11 protein-coding genes are annotated in these 14980 nt (G+C 59.6%); 7 read left to right on the forward strand and 4 right to left on the reverse strand.

The genetic code is table 11. The features are described 5' to 3' along the window. The first annotated feature begins 13 nt into the window (after positions 1–13). From phnA to NANH_RS0106710, 4 genes are read left to right on the forward strand one after another with little or no spacing between them, the layout of a single operon-like run. Positions 14–1258 carry a phosphonoacetate hydrolase gene (phnA, locus tag NANH_RS0106695; RefSeq protein ID WP_027261323.1) on the forward strand — a complete coding sequence of 415 codons (1245 nt, stop codon included), beginning with the start codon at positions 14–16 and terminating at the stop codon, positions 1256–1258. Further along, a complete protein-coding gene (gene phnY / locus NANH_RS0106700; protein ID WP_027261324.1) occupies positions 1258–2712 on the forward strand; it encodes a phosphonoacetaldehyde dehydrogenase in 1455 nt (484 codons plus the stop codon). The genes phnA and phnY overlap by 1 nt, the downstream gene beginning before the upstream one ends. Beyond that, positions 2709–4070 (forward strand): (R)-1-hydroxy-2-aminoethylphosphonate ammonia-lyase, encoded by a 1362-nt coding sequence (gene pbfA, locus NANH_RS0106705; RefSeq protein ID WP_036049515.1) that lies wholly within the window; start codon positions 2709–2711, stop codon positions 4068–4070. Before phnY ends, pbfA begins: the two co-directional genes overlap by 4 nt. Continuing rightward, entirely contained in the window at positions 4067–5077 is a 1011-nt protein-coding gene (locus NANH_RS0106710; protein WP_027261326.1) for a 2-hydroxyacid dehydrogenase, read from the forward strand. Before pbfA ends, NANH_RS0106710 begins: the two co-directional genes overlap by 4 nt. Positions 5078–5082: 5 nt before the next feature. On the opposite strand, the gene NANH_RS0106715 is transcribed toward NANH_RS0106710, so the two are convergent. From NANH_RS0106715 to NANH_RS25685, 3 genes are all read right to left on the reverse strand, one after another. Then, positions 5083–7104, reverse strand: a complete 2022-nt coding sequence (locus tag NANH_RS0106715; RefSeq protein WP_027261327.1) for a putative 2-aminoethylphosphonate ABC transporter permease subunit — start codon at positions 7102–7104, stop codon at positions 5083–5085. Then, positions 7101–8234, reverse strand: coding sequence for a putative 2-aminoethylphosphonate ABC transporter ATP-binding protein (locus tag NANH_RS0106720; protein ID WP_245601415.1), 1134 nt, complete (start codon positions 8232–8234; stop codon positions 7101–7103). The genes NANH_RS0106715 and NANH_RS0106720 overlap by 4 nt, the downstream gene beginning before the upstream one ends. A gap of 118 nt (positions 8235–8352) precedes the next feature. After that, positions 8353–9375 (reverse strand): putative 2-aminoethylphosphonate ABC transporter substrate-binding protein, encoded by a 1023-nt coding sequence (locus NANH_RS25685; protein WP_036049520.1) that lies wholly within the window; start codon positions 9373–9375, stop codon positions 8353–8355. A gap of 295 nt (positions 9376–9670) precedes the next feature. Here NANH_RS25685 and NANH_RS0106730 point away from each other — a divergent pair, with 295 nt between their 5' ends. Genes NANH_RS0106730 through NANH_RS0106740 form a run of 3 tightly spaced genes read left to right on the forward strand, consistent with a single transcriptional unit; the run spans position 9671 to position 12927 of the window. Further along, the gene (locus NANH_RS0106730) at positions 9671–10471 is read left to right on the forward strand and encodes a DeoR/GlpR family DNA-binding transcription regulator (protein WP_036050563.1); all 801 of its coding nucleotides are present in this window, start codon (positions 9671–9673) and stop codon (positions 10469–10471) included. Beyond that, entirely contained in the window at positions 10458–11231 is a 774-nt protein-coding gene (locus NANH_RS0106735; protein ID WP_027261330.1) for an inositol monophosphatase family protein, read from the forward strand. The genes NANH_RS0106730 and NANH_RS0106735 overlap by 14 nt, the downstream gene beginning before the upstream one ends. Before the next feature lie 4 nt (positions 11232–11235). Beyond that, positions 11236–12927, forward strand: coding sequence for a Na/Pi cotransporter family protein (locus NANH_RS0106740; RefSeq protein WP_027261331.1), 1692 nt, complete (start codon positions 11236–11238; stop codon positions 12925–12927). Positions 12928–12993: 66 nt separating this feature from the next. Here NANH_RS0106740 and rpoD read toward each other — a convergent pair whose 3' ends face one another. Further along, positions 12994–14979 carry an RNA polymerase sigma factor RpoD gene (gene rpoD / locus NANH_RS0106745; protein WP_027261332.1) on the reverse strand — a complete coding sequence of 662 codons (1986 nt, stop codon included), beginning with the start codon at positions 14977–14979 and terminating at the stop codon, positions 12994–12996. Between the last annotated feature and the right edge of the window lies 1 nt (position 14980).

Consider the following 14980-nt stretch of genomic DNA (forward strand, 5'->3'; position numbering starts at 1 on the left):
TCAAGGACCTGTAATGACCATTCAAATCCCCGTCACCGCAAACGAACGTGTTTATCCCATGCCCAAGGTGCCCGCGATTGCCATCTGTCTGGACGGGTGCGAACCCGAGTATCTGGACAAGGCGATTGCCGACGGGCTGATGCCGACGCTGAAGCGGATGCGCGAAACCGGCACAGACAGGCTGGCCCATTCGGTGATCCCCAGCTTTACCAACCCCAACAATCTCTCCATCGCAACCGGCCGCCCGCCCATCGTGCACGGCATCTGCGGCAACTATCTGATCGATCCGGACACCGGCGAAGAGGTGATGATGAACGACGTGCGCTTCCTGCGCGCGCCGACCGTGTTCAAACAGTTCTACGACGCCGGGGCCCGCGTTGCAATTGTTACCGCCAAGGACAAGCTGCGCGCGCTGCTGGGAGCTGGGCTCGCCTTTGACGACGACCGCGCCAAATGTTTTTCGGCCGAGAAATCCGACACCACCACACAGGCTGAACATGGTCAGAACAACGCCAGCGCATGGCTGGGCATGCCGGTGCCCGAGGTCTATTCCGCCGAACTGTCAGAGTTCGTCTTTGCCGCCGGGGTCAAGCTGTTGGCGGAATGGAAGCCGGACGTAATGTACCTGACCACCACAGATTATGTGCAGCATAAATACGCGCCCGACGATGCGCAGGCCAAAGCGTTTTATGAGATGTTTGACCGCTACCTGACCCAGCTCGATGCCATGGGCGCAGCCATCGTGGTCACCGCCGATCACGGCATGAAGCCCAAGCACCTGGCCGACGGCAGCCCCGCCGTGGTCTATGTACAGGATCTGATGGACGACTGGCTGGGCAAGGAAGCCGCCCGCGTGATCCTGCCGATCACCGACCCCTATGTGGTGCATCACGGCGCGCTCGGGTCCTTTGCCACCGCCTATCTTCCCGAGGGCGCCGACCGGGCCGACATCATCGCCAGGCTCAAGGCCACAGATGGCATCACCCACGTGTTGACCAAGCAAGAAGCGATCGAGCGGTTCGAGTTGCCCGGCGACCGGATTGGCGACATTGTCATGGTCTCCGGCGAGAACATGACCATCGGCACCTCGGCCCACCGTCATGATTTGGCGGCGTTAAACGAACCCCTGCGCAGCCATGGCGGGCTCACCGAACAGGAGGTACCCTTTATCGTCAATCGGGTTATCGACATCCCGGATGCTCCGTCCCTGCGCAACTTCGATGCGTTTTTCTATGCCACCATGGCGGCGGCACTGTGATGAAGGATATGAAAATCGAACCCCGCAACGAAGGCATGCGCATCGGCGGCGAGGTTGTCTTTACCGACAATGTGGTGCCGATACATTACCCCTATACCGATCAGATCATCGGCACGGTGCCCGCAGGTCAGGCCGAACATGCGGCGCGCGCCTTTGAAGTTGCCGCCAGCTACAAGCCCAGGCTGACCCGCTACGAACGCCAGCAGATCCTGTTTCGCGCGGGTGAATTGATCCGGGAAAAACGTGACTGGCTGGCTAAATGGCTGACGCTGGAACTGGGCATCTGCCATCAGCATGCGCTGTACGAAACCGGTCGGGCCTATGACGTGTTCACGCTGGCCGGTCAGATGGCCATTCTTGACGATGGTCAGATCTTTTCCTGCGACCTGACCCCACAAGGCAAGGCGCGCAAAATCTATACCAAACGCGAACCGGTGCGGGCGATCAGCGCGATCACCCCGTTCAACCACCCGCTGAACATGGTCAGCCACAAGATTGCCCCGGCCATTGCAACCAACAATTGCGTCGTCTGCAAGCCGACGGAATTGACACCACTCACAGCAATTGCGCTTGCGGATATCCTGTACGAGGCGGGCCTGCCACCCGAGATGTTCCAGATTGTCACCGGCTGGCCCGCCGATATTGGCGATGAGATGATCACCAATGACAATATCGACATCATCACCTTTACCGGAGGCGTGCCGGTGGGGAAAATGATTGCCGCCAAGGCCGGGTATAAACGCACGGCCCTGGAACTGGGCGGCAACGATCCGCTGATCATCTGCAACGACCTGACCGATGCCGACCTGGACAAGGCGGCGACCATTGCCGTGGCCGGGGCCACCGGCAATTCGGGCCAGCGCTGTACGGCCGTCAAACGCATTCTCGTGCAGGACAGCGTTGCTGATCGGTTTGTGCCGCTGGTGTTGCAAAAGGCCAAGGCCATTCGCTTTGGCGATCCAATGGACCCGGAAACCCAATTGGGCTGTGTGGTGCATGCCCAAGCCGCGGAACTGTTTGAAAAACGCGTCCATATGGCGGCGGATCAGGGGGCGGAAATCCTGTACAATCCCGGTCGCCAGGGCGCTCTTCTGCCTCCTATCGTGGTAGATCGCGTACCCCATGACAGCGAACTGGTAATGGAGGAAACCTTTGGCCCCATCATTCCCATCGTCCGCGTCCCCGATGACGATGTCGCTGTGATGGAGATATCGAACTCAACCGAATTTGGCCTGTCCTCGGGCGTCTGCACCAACGATCTGAACCGCGCGATTGCCTATATCAACGGGCTGGACGTGGGCACGGTGAACATCTGGGAGCAACCCGGATATCGCATCGAAATGTCTCCGTTCGGGGGCATCAAGGACAGCGGCAACGCGGTGAAAGAAGGCGTGCTGGAAGCGATGAAATTCTTCACCAACGTCAAAACCTACTCGCTGCCCTGGGTCGAATGACCCACCAGATCGTTCACACCGAGGGGGAATCCAACACCTCCTCGGCACGCCAGACCTGGTTGCAAGAATCCATAGGCCCCAAATCCGCGCCGCTGCTACGGCGCGATGCCGATGCGTTTCTGCATCAATCCCTGTCCTCGCCCTGCGTCAGTACCATCGCCAAGGCCGAGGGTATCTGGATCGAAGATCTGGACGGTCGCCGGTTCATGGATTTTCACGGCAACTCGGTGCATCACATCGGCTATGGTCACCCCCGCCTGATCGCCGCCATCAAGGCGCAGCTGGACGATCTGCCCTTTGCCCCGCGTCGCTTTACCAATGACCCCGCCGTGGAACTGGCCGAGAAACTGGCGCAGATCGCGCCCGGAGATCTGGAAAAAACCCTGTTCACGACCGGCGGATCGGATGCCAACGAAGTCGCGCTGAAGATCGCGCGCGCGGCAACGGGCCGGTTCAAGACCGTCAGCTTCTGGGATGCATTTCACGGGGCCGGCATGGGCGCGGCCAGCGTTGGCGGCGAGGCAACGTTTCGCAGTCACATCGCCGGGCCGCTGCTGCCGGGGGCCGAACATGTGGCACCCTTTGCCTGTTATCGCTGCCCCTATGGTCACGCCGGGCCTGACAGCTGCGGGCTGGCCTGTGCCAACATGGTCGACTACGTGTTGGGCCGCGAAGGCGACGTGGCCGCCGTTATCGCCGAACCCATGCGCGCCGTACCCTATGTGCCGCCACCGGGATTCTGGAAAGCGGTGCGCGCGGCCTGTGACCGGCATGGTGCGTTGTTGATCATGGATGAAATCCCCACCGGGCTGGGCAAGACCGGGCGCATGTTCGCGTTTGAACATGACGACATCCAGCCCGACATTGTGACCCTTGGCAAGGCGCTTGGGGGCGGCATCCTGCCCATTGCCGCCTGCCTAGCGCGGCGCGAACTGGACGTCTGTGGTGATTTTGCCATCGGGCATTACACCCACGAAAAGAACCCGGTCACCGCCCGCGCTGCCCTGACCACGATCCAGATCATCGAAGACGAAGGGCTGATCGAACGTTCCGCTGACCTGGGACACCATGCCATGACCCGGCTGAACGAGGCGCTTGCCGGAGTCCCCACGGTGGGCGACATTCGTGGGAGGGGGCTGATGTTCGGAGTCGAGATCGTCGAGGACCGGACCGACAAATCCCCCGGAAACGCCCGCGCCGAACGGATCTACTATGCTTGCCTGGCAGCGGGCCTGAGCTTCAAGATCAGCCAAGGATGTGTGCTGACCCTGTCCCCGCCCCTGACCATCGAACGCGCAGATCTGGACCGTGCGCTGGATATCGTCATCTCAGCGATAAAGGACAACCAAACAGAATGAAGATCGTTCGCACCGACCGCGAACTGCGAATGCCCCTGGTCGATGCGAGGCTGCGCGAGTTGGGGCATGAATTGGTTCTGCTGCCCGACGGGATCCCCGAGGCCGAACTGGCGGCACACACCCGCGATGCGGATCTTTTGCTGATGTGCTATGCGCCGATCACCCGGCATGTGATCGAAACGGCAACCCGGCTGCGCGGCATTGTCAAATACGGCGTCGGCATCGATGCCATCGACATCCCCGCCGCCACCAAACGCGGCATCACCGTGGTCAATATCCCGGAATACGCCGAGGAAACCGTGGCCGAGGGCGCCTTTGCCCTGATGATCGCGCTGGCGCGCAAACTGCCCGCGTTGGCTGCGCAGATGTCCGATCACGGCTGGGCCTGGCCAGAGCCAAAGTGGCTGGGCCGCGATATCGCTGGCAGCACCGTCGGGATCGTTGGATTGGGCCGGATCGGCCGGTCAATGGCGCGCATGGCCGGGGCGGGATTTCGCGCCAATGTCCTGGCCTACAATCCCGGTATGTCCGAGGCCACCATACGCGCCGCGGGGGCTACGCCCTGCCCCGATTTGCACGATATGCTTGGCCGGTCCGATTTTGTCAGCATCCACTGCGTGCTGAACGATGCCACCCGTCACCTGATCGGCGCGCCGGAACTGCGGGCCATGAAACCCACCGCCTGCCTGATCAATGTCTCGCGCGGGGCGATCGTGGACGAGGCGGCGCTGATCCGGGCGCTGGATGCGGGCTGGATCGCGGCGGCTGGGCTGGATGTGTTCAGCGCCGAACCGTTGGCGCGGCGGAACCACCCATTGGCCGCCCTGTTCAATCGCCCCAACGTGATCCTGAGCCCGCATCTGACCTTTTACACCGAACAGGCCATGGCGCGGCTGGAGCAGGATACGCTTGATCGCTGTCTGGAATTGATCGAGGGGCGCGATGTGTTGATCAAATCCACCGACCCGCGCCTGCAGGGGCAAGCGCGGGTGATCTACTCTCGTTGATCGGGCTAGCGGTTGCGCCAGGCTTGCGTGCGGGCCAACACGCCCTTTGACGCGATCAGATGCAGGATACGCGCCACCGCATTGGTGTAAAAGATCATCATCCCCATCGCCGCTGCCGGAGCGATATCACCGGCATCGTCCATGTTCAGCACAGCGACCGAGGCCAGTGTTGTCTTGGGCGAATACAGAAACACAACCGCCGAGACCGTCGTCATCGCGTTCACAAACAGATAGATCGAGATATCCAGAACAGCGGGCAGGCAAACCGGGACCGTCACGCGGGCAAACAGCTTCATCGTCGGCTGCTTCAGCGATGACGACACGCTTTCGAACTCGCGGTCCATCTGTTTCAGCGCGGTCACCGCCGTCAGGTGCGACACAGTATAGAAATGCGTCACTGTACAGATCACCAGGATCGCCATGGTGCCATAAATCGGGTTCAGCGGATTGGCGGGGTTGTTGAAGAAAAAGATATAGGCCAGTCCCAGAACCATGCCAGGTATTGCCATCGGCAACATGGCGAACATCTGAAACAGCGCCCGCCCCACTTTGAACCCGTTGGATTTCTCGACCAGATAGGCCCCGAAAAACACCACCGACGTACCGATCACCGCCGTCAGCAGCCCCAGCTTGATCGAGTTGAAATAGGATGCCCAGCCGCCGCCATCCATCTTGTCAAAAGCATAGTTGTTCAGGCTCAGGTTCAGGTCGTAGGGCCAAAATTTGATCAGTGCCGCAAACTGGCAGACCGCAAGAATACCGACGATGAACAGCGCCACAAGCGTTGAATAGGCCAGAAAGATCCGGTCGACCCGTGGGTTCGGCGTGGGTTGATAAGGCACGGATCGCGCCGACAACAACGCGACCTGCTTTGACTGCACCAACCGGTCGATGGCAAAGGCCAGGATCGCGGGGACCACCAGAACCACCGAAACAACCGCGCCCATTTCGAAATTCTGCTGACCGATCACCTGCTTGTAGATATCCACGGCCAGCACGTTGAATTGCCCCCCGATCACCTTGGGCAAGCCAAAATCCGTGATCACCAGGTTGAAAACCACAAACGCCGCCGAGATCAGACCATAGCGCGCGCCCGGGATTGTCACCGTCCAAAAGGTGCGCCAAGGCGTTGCGCGCAAGCTGATCGCGGCTTCGTACAGTCGTGCATCGGAAATCGCCAATGCAGTCGAAATGATGAGGAAGGCATGCGGAAAAGTGAAGAACACCGAGCCGATCACGATGCCGATTGGCCCGTAGATGGACGCCCCGAATAAGAGCTCCTTGAGCATGCCCTGGTTGCCGAATAGATAGACCAGGGCGATGCCAGGCAAAAGCGAGGGCACCAGGATCGGCGCCATGGCCACCAGCCGGAACAGCCCCTTGAAACGCATGCAACTACGGTTCAGCGCATAGGCAAACCAGAACGCCAGCGTGACCGTGACGATGGTGCTGACCACTGCGATCCACAGCGAATTCTTGATTGAGTTGAACAAAGCCGGCGTTGAGAAATAGTTGACGAAATTGTCGATGCCACGCGATTTGACCGGTCGCAGCTGAACCCGCCGGAACGTGTTACTGTCCAGGGTCAACCAGTCCGTATCGTCATACAGGTCCGATCCCACAAGAAACCGACCGGTGTCTGACGCGTTGCGGATCTGGTACTGGACCGGGCTGCGAAAGCTGAAATCGGGGAAGAATGGCGTCACTGCCAGCCGGCTGTCCGAGCCAGCGGCCAGATCACCTCCTGAATAGGCGCCGGTGCTTTGGTTCAACTGCGCCCCATTCAGAATCGTGCCGTCGAAAACCCCGGCTTCGTCGCTGACCTGGAATTCGTACTGGGCCAGTTCGAACCGGAAGGTCGAGAATGATTTGGACAGCATCGCATACAATGGAAAGGCCAGGGTGACGACCAGATACAACGCGATGACGATCATGCCGCCGCGCATAATCACGTCATCCCGGCTAAGTTTCCCGCGCACGTCCCGCCCGGCAGGCAGCGTCACCGGGTTGCTGTGACTGAGGTTCATGCGCCGTACTCCGATCGGGCAAAGGCCATCAACCGGTTTCTGGGCAGTTCGATCATCATCTGGGTTCCAGCGGCCAACTCGAGCCGACGCACCGCATTAATCGAGAAATCCGCAATCAATTCGCCGCCACCGAACCGCTCGTTCTGTAACCTGCAGCGCCAGAACGACCCAAGAAACTCCATTTCATCGACCAGCACCTCGAATGCGTTCTCCGGGGACTTGATCCGATCCGGAGCACCGGGTGACCGGGCACCTTTGCCGTGTGGAATGACATCTTCGGGGCGAATAGCCGCAATGATTGCCGCACCAGGCTGAAACGCATGTGGCCTTGCCTGCATGTCGCTCTCTCCGATCCGAACAACCCCCGATGGACCGGCAAGGGCCGAGATCTGGTTCATCTCACCGATAAAATCCGCAACAAACAGGTTGGCCGGTTCGCGGTAGATCTCGGTCGGGCTACCGACCTGCTCGATCACCCCTTGGTTCATCACCACGATACGGTCGGCCATTGCCAGCGCTTCTTCCTGGTCATGAGTCACCATCACGGTGGTGACGCCCAGTTGACGTTGCAGTTCCTTGATTTCGTGGCGCAGGTGAACCCGCACCTTGGCGTCCAGTGCCGAGAGAGGTTCATCCAGCAACAACAGGCCCGGATTGGTGGCAATTGCACGCGCCAAAGCGATACGCTGCTGTTGACCACCAGACAGTTGCGCGGGATATTTACGGCCCTGTTCGGGTAGACCGACCAGTTGCAGCAGCTCGGCCACCCGCGCCGTGATCTCGGCCTTGTTGCGTCCGGTGTTTTCCAACCCAAACGCGATGTTCTTTTCAATCGTCAGGTTTGGAAACAGCGCATAAGACTGAAAAACGATGCCGAAATCCCGCTCCGAGGGTGGCAGGTTGGAAACGTCGCGCCCATCCTGCATCACCCGGCCTCTGGTTTGCAGATCCAGCCCTGCAATCGCGCGCAAGAGCGTGGTCTTCCCACAGCCCGACGGACCAAGAAAGCAGACAAATTCGCCTTCTTTGATGTTCAGAGAGATGTCCTTGAGTGCAAGAAAATCTCCGAAAGCTTTCCAAAGACTCTCGATGTTCAAATAGGGGGCAGCGGCTGCGGGGGTGTCGATCACAGGAATGGTCCTTGTCATTGGAGCTGGCGGCATTCGGTCATCAAGGCCCGGTTCGGGCCCTACGCTGTACATGCAAGAGCGAAGGGCCGGTTGGCCCCTCGCCGGTGCAACGCTGCGCTCAGCCCTTGGGTTCGGACTTGCTGTCGTAGCGGGCCTGCCATTCCTTCAGGATCGCGGCGCGATTGTTGGCGGCAAACTCGAAATCGTTGTCGATCATCGCCTCCAGAAGACCCTCGGGAAAATACTCTACCGGCTTGGCGACGCCTGGCATCGCAACAACGGCATACCCGGTATTGTACATCTCGTTGGCTTCTTTGGTGATGCTAAAGTCCACCAGAGTCTTGGCAGCCTCAAGATCGTCGGTTCCGGCGACAATGGCCGTGGCCTCCATGTCCCAGCCCACCCCTTCGGACGGAACGATGATTTCCAGAGGCGCGCCTGCGGCCTTGGACTTGGCGCCGCGAAAGGCAAAGGAAATACCGATCGGGATTTCTCCGGACGCGGCCAGTTTGCAAGGTTTGGACCCGGAATGGGTATAGCGCGCAATGTTTTCATGCAGCGCGTCCATATAGGCCCATCCGCCCTCTTCCCCGAACAACTGCAACCAGCTGGAGACATCCAGGAAACCCGTGCCCGAGGAATTCGGGTTCGGCATGATCACGTGCCCCTTGTATTTGGGGTCGGCCAGATCCTTCCACGATGTCGGAGGCGTCAGCCCGGCCTTTTCGGCCTCGACAGTGTTATAGCAAACAGCGGCAACCCAAGCGTCCATACCAACCCAGGCTGGCGGGGTGCTGGAATCGACAAATTTCTTGTCCAGCAGATCGACACCGGCCGGGGCATAGGCCTCCAGCATGCCTTCGGATTTCAGCAGCAACAGCGAGGTCGCCGCCAGCCCCCAGACCACATCCGCCTGCGGATTGTCACGCTCGGCCAGCAGCTTGGCGGTAATGATGCCCGTGGAATCGCGGACCCAGTTGATCTTGATGTCGGGATGCTGCGCATTAAAGGTCTCGGCATATCGCGCCAGATCTTCAGCTTCGACAGCTGTATAAACCGTCAGTTCGGTCTCGGCTGCCAGCGGGCCCGCCAATAGGGTCCCAGATAGCAGTAGCGCCAACATCTTCTTGGAATTGGTCATGAGTAACTCCTCTGTTTCAGTGCATTCCGGATTCGTTTGCTTGTTGTCGCAGCCCGGATACCGCACAGACTATGTCACAATTGTGACGGCTGAAATCGATTAAACCTACCACTTGATAAGCCCAACCTATGCATTCCTGCATTCGACACGCAGTACTCCCTTTCTGAAAGAGGGGTATGCCCGCCCCCTTGCCTGGCTTTTAGAGTTACAGTTTCTCCACAAAAATCAACATTTCTTTTGACTTTTGTGGAAATGCATTCAGATACTGCTGGCAAATCATGCAAACGGAACACCTGTGAAACAGCGCTCTGCACAATCCCACCGCACGATTCAATTGCTGGATGCTTTGCGCCGATTTGGCGGATCGGCGCGCAATGCCGAACTGGCTCGGGCAATGGATGTGTCCGAAGAAACCGTGCGACGCACTATCAAAACCCTGTCCAAATCCGGCGATGTCACCAGGGTGCATGGGGGCGCGTATCTATCGGGCACACAGGACCAGCCCAGCTTTTTCCGCCGCATCGGCGAACACACGCGGGAAAAACGCGCCATCGCCGCAGCGGTTGCCACCCGGGTCGCGGACGGAAGCAGCCTGTTTCTGGACGTCGGGTCGACCACAGCCTTTGTCGCCGAGGAACTGCGCAGCCGCCGCGACCTGCTGGTGGTCACCAACTCGATCGGGGTGGCGCAGACGCTCGCGAACCATCATGGAAACCGAGTGTACCTGTTGGGGGGAGAGATGCACAGCGATGAGCGCGGAGCCTTCGGCACGGTCACCGAAAACCAAGCCCGACGGTTCGCTTTGGACCTGACCATCCTCAGCGCCGATGCCGTAAATGCGGCACGCGGGATCCTATTTATCAACCCCGGCGAGGCGAGCCTGTCGATGGTCACCGCAGATTGCGCCGAACGGGTGCTGGTGGCTCTGGACCACTTCAAATTCAACGCTTCGGCACCACATTGCGGACCGGACCCGCGGAACATCGACGATATCGTCACGGACCGGATGCCAAGCGGTGCGCTGGCGCAGGCCTTGCACGATTGGGGCGTGACACTTCGCCTGACAGATGGGACGACACAGAATGCAACCGACTGAAGATCTTGTCCACCACGCGGCCGAAATGGCCCGTCTCGCCGCCGGGGCCGCGCGTGGTTATTTTCGCGGTCGGCTTGGGGTCGAATTCAAGCCCGACGAAAGCCCGGTCACCCAAGCGGATCGCGGTGTCGAGGCACAGGTCCGCGCCTATCTGGCTCAGCACTTTCCCGATCACGGAATATTCGGCGAGGAACAGGGCAAGTCCGGTCTTGATCGCAAGCACCTGTGGGTGATCGATCCCATCGACGGCACCCGTTCATTCCTGTCCGGTCATCCTCTGTTCGGCTTTCTGCTGGGGCATCTGATCGATGGAGTACCACGCATCGGCGTCATCGGCATGCCGGCTCTGAACGAGACCTATCTCGGCATTTCCGGCCACGGAGCCAGCCGCGACGGACAGGCTATCCGGGTTTCTGCCCAGGTCGATCCAGATCGGGCGATCCTCTATATCAACGAGCCAGAACGCCTGTATCGCAATCAGCCGCAGGTATTTGATCGTCTGCTCAAATTTGGTCAGACCCGACGGTTCGCCTATGATTGCTATCAATACGCGCTGCTGGCCGCAGGCCACATAGACGCGCTGGTTGACTATGGGCTGGAGCCCTACGATTTTCTTCCGGTCCTGCCGGTCGTGCAGGCCGCAGGCGGGATGATGACCGATTGGGATGGTGCGCCCCTGACCCTTAATTCGGGTGGCCGGGTCGTCGCAGCGGCCACGCCCGCACTGCACGGCGCGTTATTGGACCTGGTCAACGGATAACCAAATGGCCATCATGATCTTCCTCATCAATCTGGCCGGTGCAACCATGTTGCTGCTTTTTGCGGTGCGTATGGTCCGCACCGGGATCGAACGCAGCTATGGGGCCTCGTTTCAGCGGGTGATCACACGCCAGCGCAGCGCGTTGCAGGCCAGTATCGTGGGACTGATTCTCGCTGTCGTCTTGCAAAGCTCGGCCGCCGTTGCATTGTTGGCATCTGGCTTTACTGCCAGCGGGCTGGTCGGCTTCGCCACCGGTTTCGCCATCGTTCTGGGCGGCGACCTTGGGTCCGCGCTGATCATCCAGATTCTGTCTTTTGATCTGGACTGGCTGGTGCCGTTGTTGCTGGCGGCAGGCGGGTATCTGTTCGTCAAATCGGATGCAAAAAAGTGGCGCCAGCTGGGCCGGATCTTGATGGGTATCGCCTTTATTCTCATATCGCTCCGCTTTCTGCGCGAAGCCATGGATCCGATCCGCGACAGCGCCTTTCTGCCCGCAATTGCCGATTATCTTGCGCGCGATTATATCACCGCCTTTCTGGTCGGAGCCGCGCTGGCCTTTGTCATGCATTCGTCGGTAGCGGCCATTCTCATGTGCGTAACGCTCGTACAGATCGGCGCAATTCCCTTTGCCGCAGGGCTGTCAGTGCTGCTGGGGGCCAACCTTGGCAGCGCGCTGATCCCGGTCTGGCTGACGCGCGGCATGGCCCCACAGGGGAGGCGCGTGCCCTATGCCAATCTGCTACTGCGCGGATCCTGGGCGGTCATCGTTCTTTTCTCGGCCAACATGGCGCTGCGGGCGGGCCTGCTCGGCGAGCTGAGCGGCGGGCAGATGCTGGTCAATGCGCATCTGATGTTCAATGCGTCCCTTTTGGTTCTGGCCCTGCCCTTCTGCCGGCGGCTGCAACGCCCAATGGCACGCATGCTGCCAGACCTGCCGACAGATCATGACTCCCTGGGCCTGGCGGTTCGCCCCGGCAGTGCGCTGGACCCCCAGAACATCGGACCGCCCTCGCAAGCCCTGTCGGACATGAAACGCGAACTGCTGCGCATGATCGATCTGGTGGAAAGCATGTTCCGCCCGGTTCTGGACCTGTATGTATCGGGTCAGAGCCACGAAATCCGAGCGGTCCGCGCCCTGGACGAGCAGGTCAACAACGGACTGTCCGGCATCCGCGAATTTGTTGCCGCCCTGCCCCAGGACAGCTTTGGCAAACAGAACCTCAAACGCGCGCGGGATCTGACTGAATATGCCATTCGGCTGGAAACCGCAGGCGACGTCGTGGCGCAACGGCTGACCGCCCTGGCCCTGGAAATGCGTCGCGAGAGTTACACTTTCAGCCGCGATGGCTGGTCCGAGCTGGTACAATTGCACGAAAGCGTCCTGGCGAACATGAAACTGGCCTGCAACGTACTGATCTCGGACGACCTGGAAAGTGCACGGCTGCTGAACGTCGAAAAGACCGAGATCAAGCGCGCCGAACGCGACAGTCGGAAACGGCATCTGAAACGGCTGCAAAGCGGCAATTCCGACAGTTTCGAAACCAGCGATATCCACCTGGAAACCCTGCGTGCCCTGCGCGAGTTTCACAGCCATATCTCCGCCATCGCCTATCCGATCCTCTATCGCAACGGTCAGTTGCTCGAAACCCGCCTGATCGAGGACATGCCAAAGGCCGACATGGAAGATGCGCCATAGAAAAACCCCGCAGCGCGGCGTAGCGCTGCGGGGTTTGATACTGACCGGGAAGCCTCTGTCGGCGCGTTACTGATCCAGGAAACTGCGCAGCTTGCGCGACCGGCTGGGGTGTTTCAGCTTGCGCAGCGCCTTGGCTTCGATCTGGCGGATCCGTTCACGGGTGACGCTGAACTGCTGACCGACTTCTTCCAGCGTGTGATCGGTGTTCATACCGATACCAAACCGCATCCGTAGCACACGTTCCTCTCGCGGGGTCAGCGACGCCAGAACCCGGGTGGTGGTTTCCTTGAGATTCTCCTGAATGGCGCTATCCAGCGGCAGAACCGCGTTCTTGTCTTCGATGAAATCGCCCAGCTGGCTGTCTTCTTCGTCGCCGATCGGAGTTTCCAGCGAAATCGGTTCCTTGGCGATCTTCATCACCTTGCGAACCTTTTCCAGCGGCATCTGCAGTTTTTCCGCCAGTTCCTCAGGCGTCGGTTCACGGCCGATTTCATGCAGCATCTGCCGCCCCGTACGCACCAGCTTGTTGATCGTTTCGATCATATGCACCGGAATCCGGATCGTGCGCGCCTGGTCGGCGATGGATCGGGTGATCGCCTGCCGGATCCACCACGTCGCATAGGTGCTGAATTTATACCCGCGACGATATTCGAACTTGTCCACCGCCTTCATCAGGCCGATGTTTCCTTCCTGAATAAGATCAAGGAATTGCAGGCCGCGGTTGGTGTATTTCTTGGCAATCGAGATCACCAGGCGCAGGTTGGCCTCGACCATTTCCTTCTTGGCCTGGCGGGCTTCTTTTTCACCCTTCTGGACCTGCTGGACGATGCGGCGGAATTCGCTGATATCCAAACCGACATACTGGCCCACCTGGGCCATGTCCGCGCGCAGCTCCTCGACCTTGCCGGTGCTGCGCTCTATGAACATTTGCCAGCCGCGACCGGCCTTCTCCCCCATATCCGACAACCAGTTCGGATCCAGCTCGCGACCGCGATATTCGTCGATGAACTCGCGACGGTTGATCCGGGCCTGGTCGGCCAGCTTGACCATGGCACTGTCCAGCGCCATCACCCGGCGGTTGATACCGTACAACTGATCGATCAGGGCTTCGATCCGGTTGTTATGCAGATGCAGACCATTGACCAGCAGAACGATCTCCGAGCGCAGCGCCTGATAGGTGGCCTCGTTGGCGGTGCTGAACGAGCCGTCCTCGTTCAGCGTGGCGGAAATCCGGCTGTCCTGCATCTCGGAAAGCTGGGCATAGTCGTTGCTGATGGTTTCCAGCGTCGTGAGAACCTGATCCTTCAGCGCCGCTTCCATCGCGGCAAGGCTCATGTTGGCCTGATCGTCCTCATCGTCATCGTCTTCCTTGACGATCGGATTGCCATCGGCATCCAGTTCGGGCTTTTCCTCTTCGGTCGGTTTGGCGGTCGCGGCGGCATTGGCATCGACAACGGGGGCCTCTACTCCGCCCTCCTCATCCATCTGGTCACCAAAGGTAGTTTCCAGATCGATCACATCGCGCAGCAGGATGTCCTCGGACAACAATTCGTCGTGCCAGATGGTGATCGCCTGAAAGGTCAACGGGCTTTCGCACAGCCCTGCGATCATCGTGTTGCGCCCGGCTTCGATGCGCTTGGCTATCGCGATCTCACCCTCACGGCTCAGCAATTCGACGCTGCCCATCTCGCGCAGATACATGCGCACGGGATCGTCTGTGCGGTCCAGCTTTTCGGCGGTACCGGTGGACAGCGTGACTTCGCGCGTGCTTTCTGTCGTGGCGATTTCGGTCGAGCCCTTGTTCTCTTCCTCTTCGGCCTCTTCATCTTCGATGATATTGATGCCCATTTCGGACAGCATCGACATCACATCCTCGATTTGTTCAGAGCTGACCTGATCCGGCGGCAGAACCTGATTCAGCTGATCGTAGGTGATGTATCCCTTTTCACGCGCCTCTCCGATCATCTTCTTGACGGCGGTCTGGCTCATATCCAGCGAAATCTCGGCGTCTTGATTGTCGGATTTGCGGTCGTCGGTATCTTTGGCGGCCATT

It is taken from the genome of Sedimentitalea nanhaiensis DSM 24252, from assembly GCF_000473225.1.
In the GTDB taxonomy this organism is placed as follows: Bacteria; Pseudomonadota; Alphaproteobacteria; order Rhodobacterales; family Rhodobacteraceae; genus Sedimentitalea; species Sedimentitalea nanhaiensis.

Coding starts and splice junctions, on each gene's coding strand:
- phnA (WP_027261323.1), top strand. CDS start 14: ATGACCATTCAAATCCCCGTCACCGCAAACGAACGTGTTTATCCCATG.
- phnY (WP_027261324.1), top strand. CDS start 1,258: ATGAAGGATATGAAAATCGAACCCCGCAACGAAGGCATGCGCATCGGC.
- pbfA (WP_036049515.1), top strand. CDS start 2,709: ATGACCCACCAGATCGTTCACACCGAGGGGGAATCCAACACCTCCTCG.
- NANH_RS0106710 (WP_027261326.1), top strand. CDS start 4,067: ATGAAGATCGTTCGCACCGACCGCGAACTGCGAATGCCCCTGGTCGAT.
- NANH_RS0106715 (WP_027261327.1), bottom strand. CDS start 7,104: ATGAACCTCAGTCACAGCAACCCGGTGACGCTGCCTGCCGGGCGGGAC.
- NANH_RS25685 (WP_036049520.1), bottom strand. CDS start 9,375: ATGACCAATTCCAAGAAGATGTTGGCGCTACTGCTATCTGGGACCCTA.
- NANH_RS0106735 (WP_027261330.1), top strand. CDS start 10,458: ATGCAACCGACTGAAGATCTTGTCCACCACGCGGCCGAAATGGCCCGT.
- NANH_RS0106740 (WP_027261331.1), top strand. CDS start 11,236: ATGGCCATCATGATCTTCCTCATCAATCTGGCCGGTGCAACCATGTTG.
- rpoD (WP_027261332.1), bottom strand. CDS start 14,979: ATGGCCGCCAAAGATACCGACGACCGCAAATCCGACAATCAAGACGCC.